The organism is Streptomyces sp. SID3212 (assembly GCF_009865405.1).
Classification (GTDB): domain Bacteria; phylum Actinomycetota; class Actinomycetes; order Streptomycetales; family Streptomycetaceae; genus Streptomyces.
In genome coordinates, this window is the sequence record NZ_WWJY01000512.1 from 1 (window position 1) to 20,939 (window position 20,939).

21 protein-coding genes are annotated in these 20,939 nt (G+C 69.0%); 11 read left to right on the forward strand and 10 right to left on the reverse strand.

Annotation, left to right across the window (positions count from 1 at the left end; genetic code table 11):
* Positions 1-361: 361 nt before the first annotated feature.
* The 6 genes from rlmB to GT042_RS15260 all read right to left on the reverse strand — a co-directional run bounded on the left by rlmB (position 362) and on the right by GT042_RS15260 (position 5,650).
* Positions 362-1,318 carry a 23S rRNA (guanosine(2251)-2'-O)-methyltransferase RlmB gene (gene rlmB, locus GT042_RS15235; RefSeq protein ID WP_161309248.1) on the reverse strand — a complete coding sequence of 319 codons (957 nt, stop codon included), beginning with the start codon at positions 1,316-1,318 and terminating at the stop codon, positions 362-364.
* Between the two features lie 164 nt (positions 1,319-1,482).
* A complete protein-coding gene (cysS, locus tag GT042_RS15240; RefSeq protein ID WP_161309249.1) occupies positions 1,483-2,886 on the reverse strand; it encodes a cysteine--tRNA ligase in 1,404 nt (467 codons plus the stop codon).
* Between the two features lie 149 nt (positions 2,887-3,035).
* The gene (locus tag GT042_RS15245; RefSeq protein ID WP_161309250.1) at positions 3,036-3,440 is read right to left on the reverse strand and encodes a PPOX class F420-dependent oxidoreductase; all 405 of its coding nucleotides are present in this window, start codon (positions 3,438-3,440) and stop codon (positions 3,036-3,038) included.
* Positions 3,441-3,571: 131 nt separating this feature from the next.
* On the reverse strand, positions 3,572-4,087 hold the full coding sequence (gene ispF, locus GT042_RS15250) for a 2-C-methyl-D-erythritol 2,4-cyclodiphosphate synthase (RefSeq protein WP_161309251.1): 516 nt from the start codon (positions 4,085-4,087) through the stop codon (positions 3,572-3,574).
* Entirely contained in the window at positions 4,077-4,823 is a 747-nt protein-coding gene (gene ispD, locus GT042_RS15255; RefSeq protein ID WP_161309252.1) for a 2-C-methyl-D-erythritol 4-phosphate cytidylyltransferase, read from the reverse strand. The genes ispF and ispD overlap by 11 nt, the downstream gene beginning before the upstream one ends.
* A gap of 344 nt (positions 4,824-5,167) precedes the next feature.
* Positions 5,168-5,650, reverse strand: a complete 483-nt coding sequence (locus tag GT042_RS15260) for a CarD family transcriptional regulator (protein ID WP_006380568.1) — start codon at positions 5,648-5,650, stop codon at positions 5,168-5,170.
* 668 nt (positions 5,651-6,318) lie between these two features.
* Between GT042_RS15260 and GT042_RS15270 the strand changes: the two genes are divergently transcribed.
* Positions 6,319-7,008, forward strand: a complete 690-nt coding sequence (locus GT042_RS15270; RefSeq protein WP_161309253.1) for a DUF461 domain-containing protein — start codon at positions 6,319-6,321, stop codon at positions 7,006-7,008.
* 102 nt (positions 7,009-7,110) lie between these two features.
* Here GT042_RS15270 and GT042_RS15275 read toward each other — a convergent pair whose 3' ends face one another.
* Complete coding sequence (locus tag GT042_RS15275) at positions 7,111-7,791, reverse strand: response regulator transcription factor (protein ID WP_046498012.1); 681 nt, start codon at positions 7,789-7,791, stop codon at positions 7,111-7,113.
* Positions 7,788-9,062 (reverse strand): ATP-binding protein, encoded by a 1,275-nt coding sequence (locus tag GT042_RS15280; protein ID WP_161309254.1) that lies wholly within the window; start codon positions 9,060-9,062, stop codon positions 7,788-7,790. The genes GT042_RS15275 and GT042_RS15280 overlap by 4 nt, the downstream gene beginning before the upstream one ends.
* A gap of 268 nt (positions 9,063-9,330) precedes the next feature.
* Between GT042_RS15280 and phoU the strand changes: the two genes are divergently transcribed.
* Together phoU and GT042_RS38185 are read left to right on the forward strand one after the other, a co-directional pair.
* A complete protein-coding gene (gene phoU / locus GT042_RS15285; RefSeq protein WP_161309255.1) occupies positions 9,331-10,011 on the forward strand; it encodes a phosphate signaling complex protein PhoU in 681 nt (226 codons plus the stop codon).
* Between the two features lie 102 nt (positions 10,012-10,113).
* Positions 10,114-10,275 carry a hypothetical protein gene (locus tag GT042_RS38185; protein ID WP_202532797.1) on the forward strand — a complete coding sequence of 54 codons (162 nt, stop codon included), beginning with the start codon at positions 10,114-10,116 and terminating at the stop codon, positions 10,273-10,275.
* A 7-nt stretch (positions 10,276-10,282) separates the two neighbouring features.
* On the opposite strand, the gene GT042_RS15290 is transcribed toward GT042_RS38185, so the two are convergent.
* Positions 10,283-10,951, reverse strand: a complete 669-nt coding sequence (locus GT042_RS15290) for an N-acetyltransferase (protein WP_237530818.1) — start codon at positions 10,949-10,951, stop codon at positions 10,283-10,285.
* A 196-nt stretch (positions 10,952-11,147) separates the two neighbouring features.
* Between GT042_RS15290 and GT042_RS15295 the strand changes: the two genes are divergently transcribed.
* Genes GT042_RS15295 through GT042_RS15320 form a run of 6 tightly spaced genes read left to right on the forward strand, consistent with a single transcriptional unit; the run spans position 11,148 to position 17,877 of the window.
* Positions 11,148-12,044: an SCO2525 family SAM-dependent methyltransferase gene (locus GT042_RS15295; protein WP_237530819.1), complete on the forward strand. Its 897-nt coding sequence runs from the start codon at positions 11,148-11,150 to the stop codon at positions 12,042-12,044.
* Between the two features lie 53 nt (positions 12,045-12,097).
* A complete protein-coding gene (locus GT042_RS15300) occupies positions 12,098-13,939 on the forward strand; it encodes an SCO2524 family protein (protein WP_161309256.1) in 1,842 nt (613 codons plus the stop codon).
* Positions 13,940-13,942: 3 nt separating this feature from the next.
* The gene (locus GT042_RS15305; RefSeq protein ID WP_161309257.1) at positions 13,943-14,860 is read left to right on the forward strand and encodes an SCO2523 family variant P-loop protein; all 918 of its coding nucleotides are present in this window, start codon (positions 13,943-13,945) and stop codon (positions 14,858-14,860) included.
* A gap of 52 nt (positions 14,861-14,912) precedes the next feature.
* The gene (locus GT042_RS15310) at positions 14,913-15,899 is read left to right on the forward strand and encodes an SCO2522 family protein (RefSeq protein ID WP_345943779.1); all 987 of its coding nucleotides are present in this window, start codon (positions 14,913-14,915) and stop codon (positions 15,897-15,899) included.
* A gap of 37 nt (positions 15,900-15,936) precedes the next feature.
* Positions 15,937-16,875 (forward strand): SCO2521 family protein, encoded by a 939-nt coding sequence (locus tag GT042_RS15315; protein ID WP_161309278.1) that lies wholly within the window; start codon positions 15,937-15,939, stop codon positions 16,873-16,875.
* Positions 16,876-16,920: 45 nt separating this feature from the next.
* Positions 16,921-17,877: a DUF6879 family protein gene (locus GT042_RS15320; RefSeq protein WP_161309258.1), complete on the forward strand. Its 957-nt coding sequence runs from the start codon at positions 16,921-16,923 to the stop codon at positions 17,875-17,877.
* A gap of 6 nt (positions 17,878-17,883) precedes the next feature.
* Here the strand turns inward: GT042_RS15320 and GT042_RS39075 are convergent, their stop codons facing one another.
* Entirely contained in the window at positions 17,884-18,411 is a 528-nt protein-coding gene (locus tag GT042_RS39075) for a ferredoxin (RefSeq protein ID WP_161309259.1), read from the reverse strand.
* 129 nt (positions 18,412-18,540) lie between these two features.
* On the opposite strand from GT042_RS39075, the gene GT042_RS15330 reads away from it, so the two are divergent.
* Positions 18,541-18,903: a hypothetical protein gene (locus tag GT042_RS15330; protein WP_161309260.1), complete on the forward strand. Its 363-nt coding sequence runs from the start codon at positions 18,541-18,543 to the stop codon at positions 18,901-18,903.
* Between the two features lie 905 nt (positions 18,904-19,808).
* Positions 19,809-20,447 carry a hypothetical protein gene (locus GT042_RS15335; protein WP_237530821.1) on the forward strand — a complete coding sequence of 213 codons (639 nt, stop codon included), beginning with the start codon at positions 19,809-19,811 and terminating at the stop codon, positions 20,445-20,447.
* Positions 20,448-20,939 lie beyond the last annotated feature (492 nt).

Here is a 20,939-nt window from a genome sequence, read left to right on the forward strand (position 1 = left end):
GGTGCGGGTCAAGGATGTCCTCAAACGCCGGACGGGCTGGATTTGTCTTGACGCGGGCCTGGAAGGGGGACGGGCAGGGGTCGTGTCCGGAACGTAAAGCGTGTTTTGTGTCGCGTGACTACCGTGAATGTTCGGAGGTCCTGAACGCGACGTAAAACATGCAGTGCAGGACACGGCCCCTGCCCGGCCCCCGGCAACAACCCGCGGATAAAGGCCGGGCCGCAGCGGGCACCATCAAGCCCGTCCGGCGATTGAGGACAATCAGTAAGCCGCGCCCCGGCACCGGGCAGACGCCACAAACCAAGCCAGTCCGGCGATTGAGGACAAAAGCAGGGCCGCCAGGCCGGTCACCCGCACGCGGTCACCGCGACGCCCTGCGGCGCGACGCCTCGTACAGGACCACCCCCGCCGCCACCCCCGCGTTCAAGGACTCCGCGCCCCCCGGCATCGGGATCCGGACACGGAAGTCGCATGTTTCGCCGACCAGGCGGGACAGGCCCTTGCCCTCGCTGCCCACCACGATGACCACGGGGCCCCCGAGCGCCGCGAGGTCGCCCACCTCCGCCTCGCCGTCCGCCGCCAGGCCCACGATCGTGAGGCCCGCCTTGCGGTACGCCTCCAGGGTGCGGGTCAGGTTCGTGCAGCGAGCGACCGGCGTGCGGGCCGCCGCGCCCGCCGAGGACTTCCAGGCGCCCGCCGTCATCCCGGCGGCGCGCCGCTCCGGTACGACCACGCCGTGCCCGCCGAACGCCGAGACGGAGCGGACGACCGCGCCCAGGTTCCGCGGGTCGGTGACGCCGTCGAGGGCCACGATCAGCGGGTCCTCGTGGTCGTCGAAGGCGGCGGTCGCGAGGTCGTCCGGGTGCGCGTACTCGTACGGCGGGACCTGGAGCACCATGCCCTGGTGGTTCAGGCCGTTCGTCATCCGGTCCAGCTCCGGCTTGGGCGCCTCCATGAGGTGGATGCCCCCGCGGTCCGCCGCGAGCTGGAGCGCGTCCCGGACGCGCTCGTCGTTGTCGATGAACTGCTGGACGTACAGCATCGACGCCGGCACCCCGTCGCGCAGCGCCTCGAAGACCGGGTTGCGGCCGACGACCATCTCGCTCGTGCCCTTGCCGCCCCGGCGGGCGACCTGGCGGCGCGCGGTCAGCTTGGCCTTGGCGTTGGCGCCGCGGTTCTGGACATGGCCCTTGCGTGCGGACGCGGGCGGCGTCGGTCCCTTGCCTTCCAGGCTGCGGCGTCGCTTGCCACCGCTGCCGACCTGCGCGCCCTTCTTGTTGGACGTGCGGCGGTTCCTGCGCTGGCTGTTCCCGGCCATGACCTACCTGTTTCGTTGCTTTCAGAGGTGCTCTGCGTCGTGCTCTGCGTCGTGCTTCGGACGGCGTACGCGGCGTACGCGGCATTCATATCTGTAACAGGGTACGTAAGTGTGCCGCCCGGTCGTCCCGGGCGGCACACTCATGGCCCTCGTGGGGACGGGGTTCAGCGTGGCCCCAGCGTCCAGCGGGGGCCGGACGGGCCGTCCTCGATGACGAGGCCGGTCTGCTGGAGCTGGTCCCTGATGGCGTCGGCCGAGGCCCAGTCCTTACGGCCCCGGGCCGCCTCGCGCTGGTCGAGGACCAGTCGTACGAGGGTGTCGACCACGCCGTGCAGATCCTCACCCCGGTCGGTCTCCCCGCCGGACCAGTGCGGGTCGAGCGGGTCGAGGCCGAGGACGCCGAGCATGGCCCGTACCTCCGCGAGCCGGGCGACGGCCGCTTCCTTGTCGTCGGCGGCGAGGGCCGAATTGCCCTGTCGTACGGTCGTGTGGACGATCGCGAGGGCCTGCGGGACCCCCATGTCGTCGTCCATCGCCTCGGCGAAGGCCGGCGGCACCTCGGCGGCGGGCTCCACGGCCCCGCCCGCCTTCTCGACCACACGCTGCACGAAGCCCTCGATCCGCGCGAACGCGGACTCGGCCTCGCGCAGGGCCTCCTCGCTGTACTCGATCATCGAGCGGTAGTGCGGGGTCCCGAGGTAGTAGCGCAGGACGATCGGGCGCCAGTGCTTGACCATCTCGGAGACGAGCACCGAGTTGCCGAGCGACTTCGACATCTTCTCGCCGCTCATGGTGACCCAGGCGTTGTGCACCCAGTACCGGGCGAACTCGTCGCCGTACCCCTTGGCCTGCGCGATCTCGTTCTCGTGGTGCGGGAAGATCAGGTCGAGGCCGCCGCCGTGGATGTCGAAGGCCGGGCCCAGGTACTTGTGGGCCATCGCCGAGCACTCCAGGTGCCAGCCGGGCCGGCCGCGCCCCCAGGGCGTCTCCCAGCTGGGCTCGCCGGGCTTGGCGGCCTTCCACATGGCGAAGTCGCGCTGGTCGCGCTTGCCGGTCTCGCCCTCGCCGGAGGGCTGGCGCAGGTCGTCCAGGTCCTGGTTGGAGAGCTGGAGGTAGCCGGGGAAGGAGCGCACGTCGAAGTAGACGTTGCCCTCCGACTCGTACGCGTGACCCCGTTCGATCAGGCCGCGCATCATCTCGAGCATCTCGGGGATGTGGCCGGTCGCGCGCGGTTCGTACGTGGGCGGCAGGCAGCCGAGGACGTCGTAGCCGGTGTTGAAGGCGCGCTCGTTCTCGTACCCGATGGCCCACCACGGGCGGCCCTGGTCGGCCGACTTCGCGATGATCTTGTCGTCGATGTCCGTGACGTTCCTGATGAAGGTCACGTCGTAACCGCGGTAGTCGAACCAGCGGCGCATGATGTCGAAGTTCAGCCCCGACCTGATGTGGCCGATGTGCGGCGCGGCCTGCACGGTGGCGCCACAGAGGTAGATCGAGACGCAGCCCGGCAGGAGCGGGGTGAAGTCACGGATCTGCCGGGCACCGGTGTCGTACAGCCGAATAGTCACGCGACAAGGGTAGTGCGCCTGGGGTAGTGCCCCGCGACCCTTTGGGCCGCGGGGTCACCGAAGCGTGACAATCCCGCGCGGCGGGCGGGCGCCGGGCGGGCGGCGACGCGGGTGTCGGTCGACCGCCGGCCGAGCGCCGACCGGGCCGGTCAGATGCCGCCGACGACCTTGCGGGGCGTGACCCGTACGACCACACGCGGGGCGTCGAGGTGCGCGTTCGGGTTCTGCTCCCCGTACGGCTTGCCCGTGTACTTCACCGACAACTCGTCGATCAGCTCCTGGCCGCCCTCCTCGGTGAGGGTCGAGGTCCCGCGGATCTCCGCGTAGCTGTACGGCGCGTCGGCCGGGTGCACCAGGACGGTGACACGCGGGTCGCGACGCAGGTTCAGCTCCTTGCGGCGGCCCAGCGTGGTCGATATCAGGATGTCGTCGCCGTCGCGCTTCACCCAGACCGGGGACACCTGGGGGCTGCCGTCGGGCTGGATGGTGGCGATGCTGACGAAGACGTTTCCGTCGAGGACCTTCTTGAGCGCGTCCGAGAGTGTCGCTGACATGGCGGGGGAGCCTCCTGTTGAACCTGTTGAGTACGTGACCGGTGCTGGTGAGCATGTTGCCGCTGACGGGCGGAGCATGTCGACGATCCCTCAACTCCGGGAAGCGCGGGCGTATTTCGGGACCGCCGCGATCAGGCCGTACGGACCACCAGCGCCGTCGCGATCGCCGCCAGGCCCTCGCCCCGGCCGGTGAAACCGAGCCCGTCGGACGTCGCCGCGGAGACCGACACGGGCGCGCCCACCGCCGCCGAGAGGACCTTCTGCGCCTCTTCCCTGCGCTTGCCGATCTTCGGCCGCAACCCGACGACCTGGACGGCGACGTTCCCGATCGCGAATCCCTCCGCGCGGACGATCCTGGCGGCCTCCGTGAGAAGCGTGACGCCCGGCGCCCCTGACCACTCGGGGCGTCCGGTGCCGAAGTGCGCGCCGAGGTCGCCGAGGCCTGCCGCGGAGAACAGCGCGTTGCAGGCCGCGTGGGCGACCACGTCGGCGTCGGAGTGGCCGGCGAGTCCGGGCCCCTCGTTCTCCCAGAGCAGGCCCGCGCACCACAGCTCCCGGCCCTCCTCGAAGGCGTGGATGTCCGTCCCGATGCCGACCTGCGGCAGGAGCGGGGGCAGAAGCGGGGGTACGGGTACGTCAGAAGCCATCGTTGGCCCTCCTCCGGGCGAGAACCGCCTCGGCCAGCACCAGGTCCAACGGCCTGGTCACCTTGAACGCCTCCTCGTGGCCGGGGACGACCACCACGGGCGTGCCGAGCCGCTCGACCATACCGGCGCAGTCCGTCGCGCCCTCACCCACCGCCGCCACCGTGTGGTGCGCGCGCTCCAGCGTGGCGCGATCGAAGCCCTGCGGGGTCTGTACGGCGCGCAGGGTGGCCCGCTCGGGTGTGGCGACGACCGGCTCCGGCTCGCCCTTCTCGCGCGGCTCGACCTGCTTGACGGTGTCGGCGAGGGGTAGCGCGGGCACCACGGCCGGCGCGCCGTCCCGTACGGCCTCGATGACGGCGTCCACGGTGTCGACGGGCACCAGCGGGCGGGCCGCGTCGTGGACGAGGACGGTCGTGATGCCCGGCGGCAGGGCGTCGAGTCCCAGCCGTACGGACTCCTGGCGGGTCTCGCCGCCCGGCACCACGAGGTAGTCGGTACGGGCGGGCAGCGCGTGCTCGTCCAGGAGGTGCTTGACCCCGGCGGCGCCGTCCGGCGGGGCGACCACGACCACGAGCGAGACCGCCCGGGAGGCGGCCATCGCGCGGACGGCGTGGATCAGGATGGGCGTGCCGCCCAGCGTGCGGAGCGCCTTGGGGGCGCCGGGGCCGAGCCGCACGCCCCGGCCTGCCGCTGGGATGACCGCGGCGGTGCGGTGGGGGCTGGCTTCGTCTGACATCGGTTGCACTCCGGCAGGTTTGTGTCCGCGGCCGACATGGGTATGGCCAGAGCGTGCCGGGCGCGACGCCTTGACCGGCCCCTTCCGTGACACGGTCGAGGCGAGCCGCACCCGGTGCGTGGGTGTACGACCCCACGCGTGGGTGGGCAGGCGCGCGCCAGGACAGGTGCGGGTGTACGGGGGATGAGTTACCCGGGTGTCGGCCGGGATGCGGGTGTACGGACATGCCGCAGCGCCCGGCGACGCAGCTTCTCCATCAGAGCTGGTCAGCGGGCACCACGGCATTCACTGCTGTTGAGCACGTTGCGGCTGAGCACGTTGTGGTGGAACAGGAGCCGCACGTTTCAGGACGCGAGTACCTCGTCGAGCAGAGCCTCGGCCTTGTCTTCGTTCGTGTTCTCCGCGAGAGCGAGCTCGCTCACGAGAATCTGCCGCGCCTTGGCGAGCATGCGCTTCTCACCTGCGGAGAGTCCGCGCTCGCGCTCCCGGCGCCACAGGTCGCGTACGACCTCGGCGACCTTGATCACATCACCGGAGGCGAGCTTCTCGAGATTTGCCTTGTAACGACGGGACCAGTTCGTGGGCTCTTCCGCGTACGGCGCTCTGAGCACCTCGAAGACCCGGTCCAGTCCTTCCTGACCGACCACGTCACGCACGCCGACGAACTCCGCATTGTCCGCCGGGACACGTACCGTCAAGTCGCCCTGGGCGACCTTGAGCACCAAGTAGGTCTTGTCCACGCCTTTGATCTGGCGAGTTTCGATGGCCTCGATCAGCGCGGCCCCGTGATGGGGATAGACCACGGTGTCGCCTACCTTGAACGTCATGTGACAGGTACCCCTTCCGTGGCTATCCAGGATAACACGAGAATGGCTCCTTCTGAATGGTGTTTTCGCAGGTCAGGGCGCATCTCGGGGCTTGACAACAGCGCCAGGGACGTGCTGCGGACGGCTTCCGGAACCGGGTATTCGCAGGTCGGAGGCGCTGCGCGGGCGTACGGAAACGCGCCCGTTACCGACCGCGCGACACCCCCCAGCGGGTACTAACGTCCCGATTTGCCGGATTCAGGACGGTGAACTTCCGGTACTCCGTTCGGCTGCCGATCACCTGTGCGGCGGATTCTGAATTTGATCACCCCGGTTCCGGGACGATATTCCGGAGAATGTGCGGCGGCGCGGCCTGAATTGATCACCGGCGTTATGTGAACAGCGCGGAAACCATGTGATCAGCGAGGGGAAGCGAGGGGAACAGAGCGTCATGGACACGCCGATCGAATGCGGGCGCGGGGAGCCGTCCCGTACCGGCGGAGGAGCCGTTCCCGTACCGGAGGAGGGGCCGTTCCCGTAGCGGCGGAGGGAGCTGTCCCCGTACCGGTGCCCCCAGGAGGCGGGTCGGGTGCGGGGCGGTGTCGGCGCCTCGGTAACCTAAGCGCGCTGATACACCTTGAGCCGTCCTCGCCCCTCCGTCCCAACACGTCCTAGGAGTTGCCGCCGCCGTGAGCCGCAGCCTTCGACGCGGCACGTTCGCCGCTTCCGCCCTCGTGTTGTCGCTTGCCTCGCTCACCGCGTGTGGCGCGGGCAACAACGCCCAGACGCTCGGCATCAAGCCGGACAGCGCCGCCACCTCCATCGGTGACATCACCATCCAGGCCGCCACCCTGGTCACCCAGCCCCAGCTCGACGCGACGGGCCCGGCGGTCGTGACCGGCACGGTCTTCAACAACGGCCGCACCGCGCAGACCCTCGACTCCATCACGCTGCCGGGCACCGGCGCGACGGTGAAGCTCTCCCCCGCCAAGGGCAAGGGCCCGGTCACCGTGCCGCCCAACGGCGGCTGGGTACGGCTCGGGGGCGAGGGCAACGCCTCCGCGGTGATCGAGGACGGCCGCGAGGCCGCCAAGGACGGGAACGCCCAGCCGGTCGTCTTCTCGTTCAGCGACACCGGTGACGTGGGCCTGCGTGCCCTCGTCGTCCCCGCGAAGAGCTTCTTCGAGGGCGTCGGCCCGAGCACGCAGCCGTCCCCGAGCGCCTCGGCGTCGGCATCGGAGTCGTCGGCCGCCGACGCGTCCGAATCCCCGTCCGGTACGGAGTCGGGCTCCGCCTCGGAGTCCGGTCAGCCGGAGTCGGGGCAGCCTGAGTCGGGGCAGCCGTCGGACTCGGCGTCCGCGTCCAGCTCGGCCGGCTGACGGCACCTCCCGTACCCCCGTACACAGCTGTGGCGCTCCACCCGGGCAGGGTGGGGCGCCACAGTTCACCGTGGACGGCTGGGCCTCGCGACCCGGGCCGGTCTACGGCTCGAACTTATAGCCGAGGCCGCGGACCGTCACCAGGTATCTGGGCGCGCCCGGGTCCGGCTCGATCTTGGCGCGCAGGCGCTTGACGTGCACGTCGAGGGTCTTGGTGTCCCCCACGTAGTCCGCTCCCCAGACGCGGTCGATCAGCTGCATCCGGGTCAGGACCCGGCCCGCGTTGCGCAGGAGCATCTCCAGCAGGTCGAACTCCTTGAGCGGGAGGTCGACCTTGCCGCCGGAGACGGTGACGACGTGGCGGTCCACGTCCATCCGGACCGGGCCGGCCTCCAGGGCCGCCGGCGTGACCTCCTCCGGCTCTCCCCTGCGGCGCAGCACCGCGCGGATGCGGGCCACCAGCTCCCGCGAGGAGAAGGGCTTGGTCACGTAGTCGTCGGCCCCTATTTCCAGGCCGACGACCTTGTCGATCTCGCTGTCCTTGGCGGTGACCATGATCACCGGGACGTTGGACCTGCCGCGCAGCTGGCGGCAGACCTCGGTGCCCGGCAGGCCGGGCAGCATCAGGTCGAGGAGGACGAGGTCGGCGCCGTTGCGTTCGAACTCGTCGAGCCCCGCGGGCCCGGTGGTCGCGATCGCGACCTCGAAGCCTTCCTTGCGGAGCATGTAGGAAAGGGCGTCGCTGAAGGATTCCTCATCCTCGACGACGAGCACTCGGGTCACGGAAGGACCTCCGGGGCAGGAATCACGGTGGGTGAATCAAGGGCGAGACTGGAGTCGGTGTCGGTGTCGTAGGGGGCCTGGTCGTCATCGTCGTCCGTGGCGGGTTTTCTGTGGTCCCGTACGGTGCCCGCCTCGGGCAGCCTCAGGGTGAAGGTGGAGCCCTGACCCTCGGAGCTCCACACCGTGACCTCTCCGCCGTGCGAGGCGGCCACATGTTTGACGATGGCGAGGCCGAGCCCCGTACCACCGGTGGCGCGGGAGCGTGCCGGGTCGACGCGGTAGAACCGCTCGAAGACCCGCTCGCGATCCTTCTCGGAGATGCCTATGCCCTGGTCGGTCACGGCTATCTCGATCAGGTCCCCGCCGGGAGCGCTCACCCTCTGCGCGGCGATGCCGACGCGGGTGCGGGCCGGGGAGTAGTTGACGGCGTTCTCGACGAGATTGCCCAGGGCCGCGGCGAGCTGGCCGCGATTGCCCCATACGTGCAGATCGACAGTACCTCCTGCGGCCATGGTGATCTGCTTCGTGGACGCCGCGTGCCGGGACCGGTCGATGGCCTCGGCGACGAGTTCGTCCACCCGTACCGGCTCGGCGTCCTCCAGCGGGTCGTCGTTCTGCACCCGGGAGAGGTCGATGAGTTCCTGTACGAGATTGGTGAGCCGGGTCGCCTCGATCTGCATCCGCCCGGCGAAGCGGGTGACCGCCTCGGGGTCGTCCGAAGCGTCCATGACAGCCTCGGAGAGCAGGGAGAGCGCGCCCGTCGGGGTCTTCAGCTCGTGGCTGACGTTGGCGACGAAGTCGCGCCGTACCGCTTCGATACGGCGGGCCTCCGTGAGGTCCTCGACCAGGAGCAGCACCAGCCGGGAGCCGAGCGGGGCCACCCGGGCGGAGACCGCGAGTGCCTCGCCCCGGCCCGTACCGCGCCGGGGGAGGTCCAGCTCCACCTGCCGTATCTCGCCGTCCCTGCGGGTGTCCCTGGCCATGTGGAGCATCGGCTCGACCGCGAGCTTGCCGCCCCTGACCAGGCCCAGCGCGTAGGCGGCCGAGCTGGCCTTGACCACGGAGTCGCTCTCGTCGAGGACCACCGCGGAGGAGCGGAGCACGGACAGGACCGTGTCGACCCCGGGGGGCAGGACGGCGTCCGTGTGCAGCGAGGTGCGGGTGGGTCTGGCCTGGTCGCGTTCGCTCCAGCGAAACGCCAGCATGGCGATCACGCCGGTGCACACCCCGGCGATCGCTGCCAATGCGGCGACTGCCGCGTTCACGTCCATGCGACCCAGGTTATGCGCGGGTACGGACAGACTCCCAGCACTCGAGGTGTCTCCTCGAACACTCGTCGCCCAGAGTTCACTGAGGGGATAGTGCCGGTTCACTTGGGAGGGAGGCGCCGGACGCGTAACGGACAGAACGTGGGACCGTGGGGCCCCGGCCCCGGCCCCCCGGCGGCACGTGCGTGAGCCCGTACGAGCCCTGAGAGGCACGTACGGACCCGGAGCACGTACAAGCACGTACAAGCACGTACAAGAGAGGGACTACCCCATGCGGGACGCGTACCACGAGGAACTGGACTCGATAGGCGAAGACCTCGTCGAGATGGCCCGGCTGGTCGGTTCCGCCATAGGGCGGGCCACCACGGCCATGCTGGATGCCGACCTGCGGCTCGCCGAGAGCGTGATCGCCGCGGACGAGAAGGTCGACACGCTCCAGCACGACCTGGAGGCCAGGGCGATCGCCCTGCTGGCCCGGCAGCAGCCGGTCGCGACGGACCTGCGCATCGTGGTGACGTCGCTGCGGATGAGCGCCGACCTGGAGCGGGCGGGCGACCTGGCCCAGCACGTCGCCAAGCAGGCGCGCCTCCGTTTCCCGGAGTCGCCGGTGCCGCACGACCTGCACACCACGCTGCTGGAGATGGGGCAGCTGGCGCAGCGCCTGATGGCGAAGGCCGCCGAGGTCATCATCACGAAGGACGTCGACCTGGCGCTGGAGCTGGAGCAGGACGACGACGAGATGGACCTGCTGCACCGGACGCTGTTCCAGCACCTGATGGACGACCGCTGGAAGCACGGCATCGAGACGGCGGTGGACGTGACGCTGCTGGGCCGGTACTACGAGCGGTTCGCGGACCACGCGGTGTCGGTGGCGAAGCGGGTCGTCTACCTGGTGACGGGCGAGCACGCGGACGAGATCCAGACGGCGGAGGCGCCCGTGGAGGGCGCGTAGCCCTCCTGCGCTGATGCGCTGCCGGTGCGCCGTTGATGCGACCGCCGGGATGGGCGTGCAATGGGAAGAGGCGGCATCCGGTACGCCTTTGAGGAGGATCCCATGGCCGATTCCCCCACCACCGACCCGCAGCAGGACGCGCCACCGGTTCCCAGGGCCCCCCACGAGGGGGTCGTGCACCTGCCGCTGCTCGGCGCGTGCGGCTGCGGCTCGGGCTGCGGTTGCGGCTGTCAGCAGGGCGCGCCGTGCCAGTGCGGCGGCTGAGGCTGTTTCACTGGTCCGTTCGTGTGTCTTGTGTGTCTGGTCCGTCCAGGGGCTGTACCACCTCGTCGGGGTGGTACAGCCCTTCGGCCGTCAGGGGCAGTGCCATCAGTACGCGGTCCCCGTCGGGGCCGAAGTAGTCGTCCCGGTGGGCGACACGGGTGAAGCCCAGGGACACGTACAGCTTGATGGCCCGCGTGTTGGCGGGTTCGACGGTGAGCCAGACCTCGCCGACGCCCTCCGCGCGCAGGCGGCGCAGGGCCTCGGCCATCAGCCGGCGGCCGAGGCCGAGGCCCTGCCACTGCTGGTGGATGGCCAGGCCCAGCACCCAACTGCGGCTCTTGTCGGGCTTGGTGCCCGCGAGGACGTAGCCGTGGAAGGCGGTGCCGTCGTCGAGGACGAACAGCTCGTCGCGGTAGAGGTCGTAGAACTGCCTGAGGACGAAGTACGGGTAGGCCTGCGCCTTGAATATCTCCTTGTCCAGGCGGTGCAGTTCGGGCAGGTCGTCCTCGGTGACCGCTCTCAGCCGCAGGGGCCGGCCGTCGGGGGCGGCGAGGCGCGTCGCGGCGGGGGTGGTGCGGGGAGGACCGGGGGTGGTGCGCGGAAGGCCGGGGGTGGTGGGCGGAAGGCCGGGGACGGTGGGCGGAAGGCCGGGGACGGTGCGGGGCAGAGAGGTCATGCGGCTCCCTCGTGGCACTCGTACGGGTGACAACCTGACCCAGCATCACCCGCCCGATCTGACCGTTCAAGGCGGGATCAGGACCGAAATGCGCGCAAGCCGCGGCGCGCCCCCCGTGCGCCCTCGCTGACGTGCCGTCACCCCGGAGGGTCCGCGGCGGGGGACACGGAGGGAGCTGTGGCCCTACCATTGAATGATGGATCCGAGGTCGCCCGACGTCACGGACGTCACGGACGGGAAATCAGCAGAGGCAGCGCGGGAAGCCCGGCGAGAGGCCGAACAGGAGCTGAATGCCGAGGCCTCCTGGGACCTGTTCGACTCCGCCGCCTACGTTGATCACAATTATCGCTTTCTACGGTCCGACGACGCGCGGATTCTGCACCTCGTCCGGGACCATTTCAGCGATTACTTCCGCTCCTTCCGTGAGAAATCCGGCGGCCCTGTTCCCGGGACCGGCGCCCCTGCTCCCGGGACCGGCGGCCCTGTTCACGGGATCGACGTCGGCGCGGGCGCCAACCTCTACCCCGCGCTCTCGATGCTCCCGTGGTGCGACACCATCACCCTCTTCGAGCGCTCCGCCGCCAACATCGCGTATCTCGAAGGCCAGCGGCCCCACTACGACGCGCACTGGGACGAGTTCTGGGACGTGCTGCGCGGGCGGGACGCCTACCGCGAGCTGGCGGAGGACGACGACCCGCGGGTCGTGTTCCGTAAGACCGTCGAGGTGGCGCAGGGCGACCTCTTCTCGCTCGACCGGTTCCGGGGCCGGTGGTCCCTGGGGACGATGTTCTTCGTCGCCGAGTCGATGTCGACGTCCCACCGGGAATTCGAGACCGGCGTGGAGCGCTTCCTGCGCGCCCTGGCGCCGGGCGCGCCCTTCGCCGCCGCCTTCATGGAGGGCTCGCAGGGGTACAAGGTGGGTGAGCGGTTCTTCCCCGCGTGCAGTGTCACCGGTACGGAGATCCGGGCCGCCCTCGCCCCGTACGCGGAGGAGGATGTCACGGTCACCCCCATCGGCATGCCGGGCGGCGCGCTGCGGCCCGGGTACGAAGGAATGATCGTGGCGTGCGGCCGGCGTAATTCCGTCCGGTGAATTCCTGACCGCTTCCCGGTTGACGGTGCGGGGACCTGTACGAGGGATATGGGATGCAGATCAAGCCACGCCAGCATCTGCTGGACATCTGGCAGGCAATCGCGCGCCATTCGTTCGAGGACGGTGAATGGGACTGGGGCGAATGGGGCGGGAGAAGCAGTGTCGCGGACGCCGAACGGCTGCTCTGCCTCATGTATCCGGCCACGGAGATCCCGGCGTTCCGGCTCGACGACCCGGACACGACGGAACGGGACGTCCAGGCCGCGCTGAAGAGCGTCGGCGGGCGTCTGGAGCTGCCGGGCAAGCTCGTCACGGTCCTCGCCGAGTTCATGCGGACGCACGCGGCGGAGGACAAGAGGCCCAGTTTCTCCGGGGGTTACTACTTCATCTCCGGGGACCCCGAGCGGGACCTCACCCAGGAGCAGCGCGAACTGGGCGTCGTGGACGCCTTCTCGATGTCCATCACCCTCTCCCTCGCCACCCTCGGCTTCCTCAAGGTGTACGAGACGCGGACGCGCCGCGCCGAAGTACGGGCCCTGATCGACGAGTTGAAGGCCGCCACCGAGGTGCGGCTCACGGCGGCGATGGTCAGCCTGCTGCGCTCGTTCACCGTCAACGTCTTCGACCCGGAAGAGGCGCAGGGCCGTACGCTCGGCAAGCTCCTCGGCCAGGGTCAGGTGTCGGAGCGGGTGGTCCTCCAGCAGTTCCAGCGCCGCTTCAAGGCGTTGCGCGCCACCGTCAGCGAGAGCTTCACCCTCGGGGTCGACGTCGCCGACCGCCTCAAGGACGACAACCAGCTCTTCGAGATCGGCTGGGCCTGGAGCCTGGTGAAGGACGCCCCGCCGGTGGAGACCGTCGAGCCGATCGGCCCGCAGCCTGACGGGGTCGCGGACCCCATCCCGTACCTCTACTTCACGGTGGTCGCCCTCGACGGCATCCAGGACCTGTTCTCCGACCGCACCCTCACGCTGGGTCTGCTCAACACCGAACAGCAGCGGCTGGCCGAGGCGTTACGGCTGCGCTGGGAGGTCACCCAGCAGTACTGGTCGGGCATCGCCCGCTTCGGCGAGGGCAGTTGGCCGCTGGAGGACATCCCCTGGCGTACGACGGGACAGCGGCTGGAGTCCGAGTACTTCTCGCTCTCCGTCGCCGCCATCCTCGTCCAGGACCTGGTGCGCCGGCGTGCGACGGACGACGACCTGACCCGTACCGTCGGCATCATGGAGCGCCTCGCCGAACGGGGCCGTATCACCAGCCGCATGACCCAGAACGACTCCGCCATCGGGCTGCACCGGCCCGGCGTCCGGCTGCCGCTCCAGGGCAGCCAGCGGGTCGGGCCGCCGATGGAGTGGACCATGGGCGACTTCTCGGCGCAGCTGCTCAAGCGGAGCATCCAACTCTGCGCGCTGTCACGGAACATATCGGCGCACGACCGGCTGCTTCGCCTCGCCGAGCGGATCTTCGACCACGTGTGGACCCGGCGGATCAGGACCGGCGACGGGGCGGGGCTGTGGGACAACATCCAGGCCGTGTATCCCGAAGCGCCTTCCGACGACGGCCCGTTGTCGTGGAACATCACGGAGCGTGTCACCGAGTGCATGGTCGCGGCGCGCCAGCTCTACACCCAGCCGCCGATCCGCAGCTCCGAACTGGCCACGCTCGCCGCCGCGTTGCTCAGCGAGGCCACGCATCTGCTCGGCAACGAGCAGCTGGAACCGACCTCGCTCGCCGACGGCTCCCACGGCATCGCGCTCAAGAGCGTCGAGGTCAAACTCCGCCGCGCCCGGCTCATCCTCGACGACCAGCCCGGCACGGCCGTCGCGCTGACCCTGGACGTGCTCGGCGAACTGGACACCCTGGCCCTGGCCAGGCATACCGCCTCCCGGGGAGTGTGAACGGTGCTCGTCTTCGCCGCCTCCGACAAGGGAGGCACCGGGCGTTCCGTCACCAGCGCCAACGTCGCCTACCGCAAGGCGCTCGCCGGGGACGACGTCTGCTACCTGGACTTCGACTTCGGCTCCCCCACCGCCGCCGCGGTGTTCGACGTGCCGGGCGCGCTGCGCGGCATCGAGCGGGGCGGGCTCCACTCGTACCTCCAGGGCAAGGCCACCGAGCCGGTACGGATCGACGTGTGGGCCGACACCGAGCACGAGGTGCTGCGTCACCGGCCGACCGGCTCGGGCGGTCTGGTGCTGCTGCCCGGGGACCGCAGCGGGGGTGAATTCGCCGTCGGCAAGGACGTGTTGGGCCGGTGCGTGGACCTGTTCCTGCGGCTCAACAGCGAGTTCGACCTGGTGGTGGTCGACCTGAGCGCGGGCCGCAGTTACGCGACGGACATGGTCCTCGAAGCCACCTCCCGGCCGGAGTTGAGGGACGTCGACGCCCGCTGGCTCGTCTACCACCGCTGGACGCGGCAGCATGTGATCGCCGCCGCCGGGCTGGTGTTCGGTACGCGCGGCATCGTGGCGGGCGGTGTGGCCCGGGGGCACGACGAGGACCGGCTGCGGGGCAGCATCCGGTTCGTACGGGCCGCTGTGCCGGATCCCGAGTCGGCGCTGTGGTCGCAGGTGCCGCCGGCCCAGTCGGCGTGGATGCGCAAGTGCGACCAGGACCTCAACAAGCTGGCGGCGGAGCTGGACATCGGGTTCAGCCGGGTGCTGGGTGCGGTGCCGCTGGAGCCGGTGCTCCAGTGGCGGGAGCAGCTGATCACGGACGAGGACGTGCTGGCGAGCCGGGTGGCCAACATGGAGACGCGGCAGGCGCTGGAGGAGCTGGCGGCGCGGCTGACGGACGACGACGCGTGGGGGCAGACGTGAGGGGTCAGGCATGAGGGGGCGGACATGAGGGGGCGGACATGAGGGGGCGGACGTGAGGGACGGCGGGGTGGCGGCTCCCGGGGCGGGCGCGGTCTTCCGGGAGACCGCCGCGGAACCCCGTACCCAATCTGTACCGCTCGCCCATGTCTCCCTGGAACTGGGCCACTTGTACATGGAGGACTTCGAAGCCGGGCCCGGGCGGCTGCGTGAGCACTTCGCGCGGGTACGGCCCTGGGCCGACGCGGTCCGCGCGGCGGCGGCGGTGGGCGGCCGGCGCCCCCGGATCAGTACGTGCTTCCTCATCGACGACTACTTCACCCGCTTCTCCTCCCCCGCCGAGCTCATCCCGGTCCTGCTCGCGGAGGCCGGAGACGCCGGGCTGACGATCGACTACCTGGCCCGTGAGTCGGGCTGCGCGGTCGCCGACGGGATCGCGGTCGCCGAGGCCGTGGCCCACCGCCTCGTGGAGTCACCGCCGGCCGGCAGCGACGGTTCACGGCCGCCCGCCGGCGAGAGCGGGTGGCTCGCCAACGGCGAACGCGGCCCGGACACCGGGACGTTGGAGGCCATGGCCCAGGTCCCGTCCTGGACGCCGCCCACCGAGACCGCGGCCCGCCGCCACTCCGTCTTCGTGGACGTCGAGATGTGGGACGACCGCGACAACCGCCGTACGTGGTCCTGTCCGTTCCTCGCCGCGGTCTGGCAGCTGGCCCGGCTCGGCCTACTGCGCCACCACGGCGAGGCGGTACTACGTCCCCGGGCATGGCCGGACGGCGAGACTTTCCCGCGCCGGTGGGACGACCTGCCGCCGCTCGTCCAGCTCAACGCCTCGGCCGCGCCCTTCTCCGCGTACCGCACCGCCTCCGTACTCCCGTCGCGGTTCCTGCCCGTCGAGCATGCCGTACGGGTCATCCTCGACCAGGTCGACGCGGACCGGGGCGCGCTGCGCCAGGTCGCCGAGCGCTCTGCGCGCGAGGGGCTGGCGGTCCCGGACGAGATCGCCGACCGCGCCTCCTACGTCTTCTACACGGGACCCTGACGTGGCCGCCCCGGGAGACGCCGTGGAGTGGGTGGTGATGTGCGGGGAGGTACGGACGGCCCTGCTCCAGCACGCGCAGTCCCTGCCCGGCGCCGCGGCTGCGGACCTGCTCCAACTGCGCGGCGACGAAAGGGTCCTGGTCTCGGAACGCCCCAACGCCTACGCCGTGTCGGCGGACGTGCTCACGGGCGTGGACTGCCGGCTGCCGACCTCGTCCGGGGCGAAGGTCAGGGCAGTGGGAACCGTCGCGGCCCGCGCCGTACTGACCGGGGGCCGCGTCCTCCAGACAGGCGCGGTCTTCCGCTCTCCTCCCTCCGGTCCGGACCAACGACAGCCGTGGGGGCACTACTTGGCCCGGCCGGGGGTGGTCGAACCGTTCGGAAAACTGACCGACCGATCCGTGGCGGCGGGATTCCTGCTCCCCACCCCCCGCCCCGGCGAACTGGATGTCGGTGCGATCTCGGAACGATTGCTCAGCAGGCTCCTCAGGCATCAACTGCTCGACCAACGGGCACCCTTCAAGTCCCGGCGCACTCGGCTGCGCTGGGTCGCACTGCTGGCCCCCGACGGTGAGGGCCCTTCGATCGAACGCTTCACCCTTGCCGAGGACGGGCTGCGCACCGTGGAGCTGCGGCTGCCGGCGGGTACGGGATCCGCCGCCGCCACGAGTCTCTGCGAGGACCTGGCCCTGCACGACTGGCTGCTCACGACTCTCGTACGGATGGTCGAGCGCAGCCGGCTCGGGTCGGCCGACGGACGCGACGCGGTCACGGCACTGCGTCCGGCCGTCGACCACCTGCTGCACCTGTGGATGCCGAAGGCTCGTGCGGACCGGGCGCTGGGCCCGCTGTGGGAGGTGTTGGAACGAGAACCAGGCTTCACCCGGCAGTGGCAGACCCTGGTCCAGCGGATCAGGGACCAACTGGCCCTACAGGCCATTCCGTTGCGGCGCGACCCCGCCCTGACCATCCGCTGACGGACGCGGGCGCGCCGCACGATCCCAACGGGGGGACTCGTACACATGGTCGTACAGACGGACGGATCGTCGAGAAGGCAGGGCTCGGGGAGCACCCCCGCGCCGGGGCCGCTGGGCATCCCGCCGTTCCTGCTGAAGTCGCTGATCACGGCGTTCATCGGCGGGACGGCGTACTTACTCACGAACATCACCGATCAGCCGGAGGTGTGGAAGCTGACCGCTTCCATCTTCCTGGGGGGCGCGTCGCTGATCATCCAGTACATGATCGACTTCGAGCGGCGGCTGGGCGGGGTGGAGAACACGCTCACCGAGCACAACGCGGAGATGACGCGACTGGTCGCGCGAGGCTTCGCCCGTATAAACGAGGTCACGGAACTCTTCGGCCTGGTCGACCGCTCGGCGCTCCCTCCCGACGGGGTCACGCGCCTGGTCCGGAGCGCGACGCAGGTGGGTTCGAGCGCCCCCGCGATCATGCAGGCGTTCGCGCGGGAGGAGATCAGCCGCCTCACCACGCTGATGGAGAACCTCAACCAGAAGCTGGTGGACTACGAGGGCGAGGACCACGACTGGATCGTGAGCCTGACGCATTGCGCGGCCCAGACGATCGACGCGACGAGCACGTCGGTGGACCGAGACTTCTGGCCGAGCGAACTGGGCCAGCGCTACCTACGGGCGCAACGCGACGCGGTCAAGGAACGCCAGGTCCGCATCCGCCGCCTGTTCATAGTGGAAACACCGGACCACAACACCCCAGAACTCCAACAGTTCTGCGACAACCAACAAAGCCTGGGCATCGAGGTCCGCGTCCTGGCCCTCTCGGAACTCTCTCCGATCGCCCGCATGGACGAGACGAACGACTTCATCGTCTTCGACGAGTCGCTGTCGTACGAGATCGGCTTCGACCTACGGGGCGTCAACACCAAAACGATCATGGACCTACGAGCAGACAGAGTGGCAAAGCGGGTCCAACGCTTCAGAGCCCTGTGGGAGGCGGGCGAGTAACTGCCGCTACAACTCTGGCAACCGGTCACCGGGCGCGGGAGACCGTCGCTCCTCCAACCAGTAGAGATAGACACGAAGATCGGTTGCCAGACCGCCGGCGATATAGGCCTCGAAGTCGCGGACGGCGGCGCCTATACCCTGCCCCCACGTCACATCGCTCTCGTCCCAGGTGCTCCGGTGGTCGGCCAGGTACCGCGTGACCCGTCCACGCTCACTCCACCACTCCCGGACAGTTTCCGGCGTCCATCGCAAGTCGCCGTCACAGCCGTACCCGAGAAACGGGTCTTGGTCTGCCGCCTCGACCAGCAGAGCGGTGTCCGCATGCGTCTTGGGCTGGCGATAGACGTACTCGGAGAGGTACTCACCGCCGTAGAGAACATGGCTGGGCGCCGCAAGCCGCCCCGTCCAACAGGTGTCGGTCTCCCCACCGTAGAAGGGCCCGGGGACATTGAGCCAGAGCCGGTCTTCCCAACGCCCGGTGAATGCGAGGCGATCGTCGCCGAGGCCGGCGAGGGGGTCGAAGTAGAGCGTCACCCGCCGAGGCTAGAGCATCCTGCCGAGGCCGACCCAGCAGACGTACGCGATGCCGGAGGCCCCAACCCGGGCCCCGCGCCATTCGTAGACAACCCCCGTTGCTGAGCACGCACCGGGCAAGATGTCCTCATGACAAAGCTGCCCGTACGGCCGTCCCGCACCGGCTCCTCCGGTTCGGTGCTCTCGTTGTGGTCCAAGGACTCGATCCTGTCGATCGGCTCAGTGGGCTCGGTCCTGTCCGTGGGCTCGGTCGGTTCGGCCCTGTCGATCGGCTCGATCGGAAGCGCCCTGTCGGCAGGCTCGATCGGCTCCTCCCTGTCCCTGCTCTCCGCCGGCTCCTGGCTGAGCACAGGCTCCCTGCTCTCCGCCCAGTCCCGCTGGTCAGTCCTGTCCTGGCGCTCGTCCCACGGCTTCCTGGCGGTGGGGGCAGCGGCCGGGGGCGCCCTGCTGATGGCTTACACGCTGCACAGGGCCAGAACTGGCACTGAATGATCTTGATCAGGCCGAAAAGATGCTCCGCTCGGCGCTGCAAAAACGGAACGAGCACACACCAACAAAGCCCCTACTCCGAGAAATAACACGGGCAGGTCCTTGGGCGTGCAGGGCCATTCTTCTATCCCTGAGTCTTGTCAGGGATCTTGGTGAGCAGGGTTTTTGCTCGTCAGGTACGGGGCTCGTGTACTTGGTGGTCGTCGTTGGCCACTGTCGAGCGACGTTGGACGGGTCAGGTAAAAGGTACGCCAATCGCTTCCGGTTGGACTCAGTGGACGGGAAAATGACATGCTCGATGCCTCACTCGGGAGATGGACAGCATCATTGGCAAGATCACAAAAATCCCCTCACAAGGGGAAAGCTTCATTCTTCGCGGAGTGATGGTGCCCATGGCGTGGAGGTCGGTGAAAACAGGTGGCTCTCGCCGAGCGGAAGGACACAACGGCGGCTGCGGTCGGGCAGGGTGCTGCACTGGGCCGCTACACAGCGAAAGGCAGCCTCTCCGCTAAACAACCATGCCTCACCTGATTCACTTTCCCGCATGTCGCGCATGCGGGAGATTTGGAAATTTCGACGCCTCGCTCGCGAAACCATGTAACCTCTGATTCCTAACTTGCTACGACATCGAGGGTAAAGTGGACGAATCAACAGAAGAATGGCGACCTTTCTCCGCGCGGCGTAGCGAGGCTGGCCAGCAAGAATTTGTCCGACTCTCTGATGGCGTTCCGACGTGGTTGAAAGAATCGCTGTGGCGCTGGCTCTCAGCCAGAATGCAGGGAACCTTCATTACGGACGTAAACCACAAAAGATACTCATCCCCCGATACTGCCAAGATCCGCAGGGCAGAACGCATACTGCGAATCTCTTCCAGGTGGACCGGAGCGGGGGCGGACCACACTGACAGATTGAATGGGCTCGCCAGCTTCAGGGTGGCGCTCTACACCGACCCTGATGCATTTCTAGGCGCTGTGGACCTTGCGCTGTCTGAGCTGAAGCCCGGTGATCAGGCGTGCCAACAGCTGGAAACGATACTCGAAGAAGCGGCATCGGTTTGGCGAGTTGGGATTGTGGCAGGCAAGCCAGGTCTGGTGGAACGAATCGATGCAACCGTGCAACTCGCTGCAGAGGCCACAGGGGCCCTCGACGCCAGAGCGGGCCGGTTACTAGCAGATGCATGGAAGCACGCATTCTCTATGCATCGCGACCCTTCAGCGGCCTACCGGTATGCGGTTCGAGCCGTGGAGGCAGCCGCAGCACCGGTAATCTCACCGAAGGATTCACTTCCCACTCTTGGAAAAATGATCTCAGCATTCCGCGACAAGCCGGATAAGTGGGATTTCTATTTCAAGGTCGATTCGACCGCCGCCCCTAAGGCAGTCCTGCTGGGAATGATGCAGATCCTATGGACCAATGAATATACTCGGCATGTCGATCCGGATGTTCAAGCACCTTTGTACGTTTCACAGGGCGAGGCAGAAAGCGCAGTGGTCCTTGCATTGTCCTTGGTCAATTGGTTCGCCTCGGGTGCCGTTACTCCCAAGTGATACTTACCGAGCCGGTGGGATAGCCACGCCAACCTGAGTGATCCTGCAACCTCGACCCACCACTCATCCCGGCTCCCATCCCGTCTTCCTTGGACCCACACACCGTGGAGCGGGCGTGGTTACTAGCGTCCAGGTGGAGCGCGCCACTGTACGAACGACCTGGACGCCAGGGGTCGCCTCTGCTCGGCTCTGCCTGGGTCGGAGGTGGTCGGGATGGGAGCCCATCACGCTCACCACAACGGACCGGCACCGGCGTACGGCGCCCCTCCTCATCTCAGTGCCGTAGCGCCCCCGCCGGAAGCACTGCCTCCCTGCCTGCACCTGCCTTCCACCTCTTCACCTTCCCCATCGCCTCCCTCACCGTCTTGCGGGTTCTGAGGCTGGTGTTCGGGTGAGCGGTGCTTGGCCTTCGTGCCGCGTCTGGGCTGCTGATATTCGTGTGGGGGTGCTGTGGTGGGTTTGGTGGTTCGGCTGGTGGCCCGTGGGGTGGTG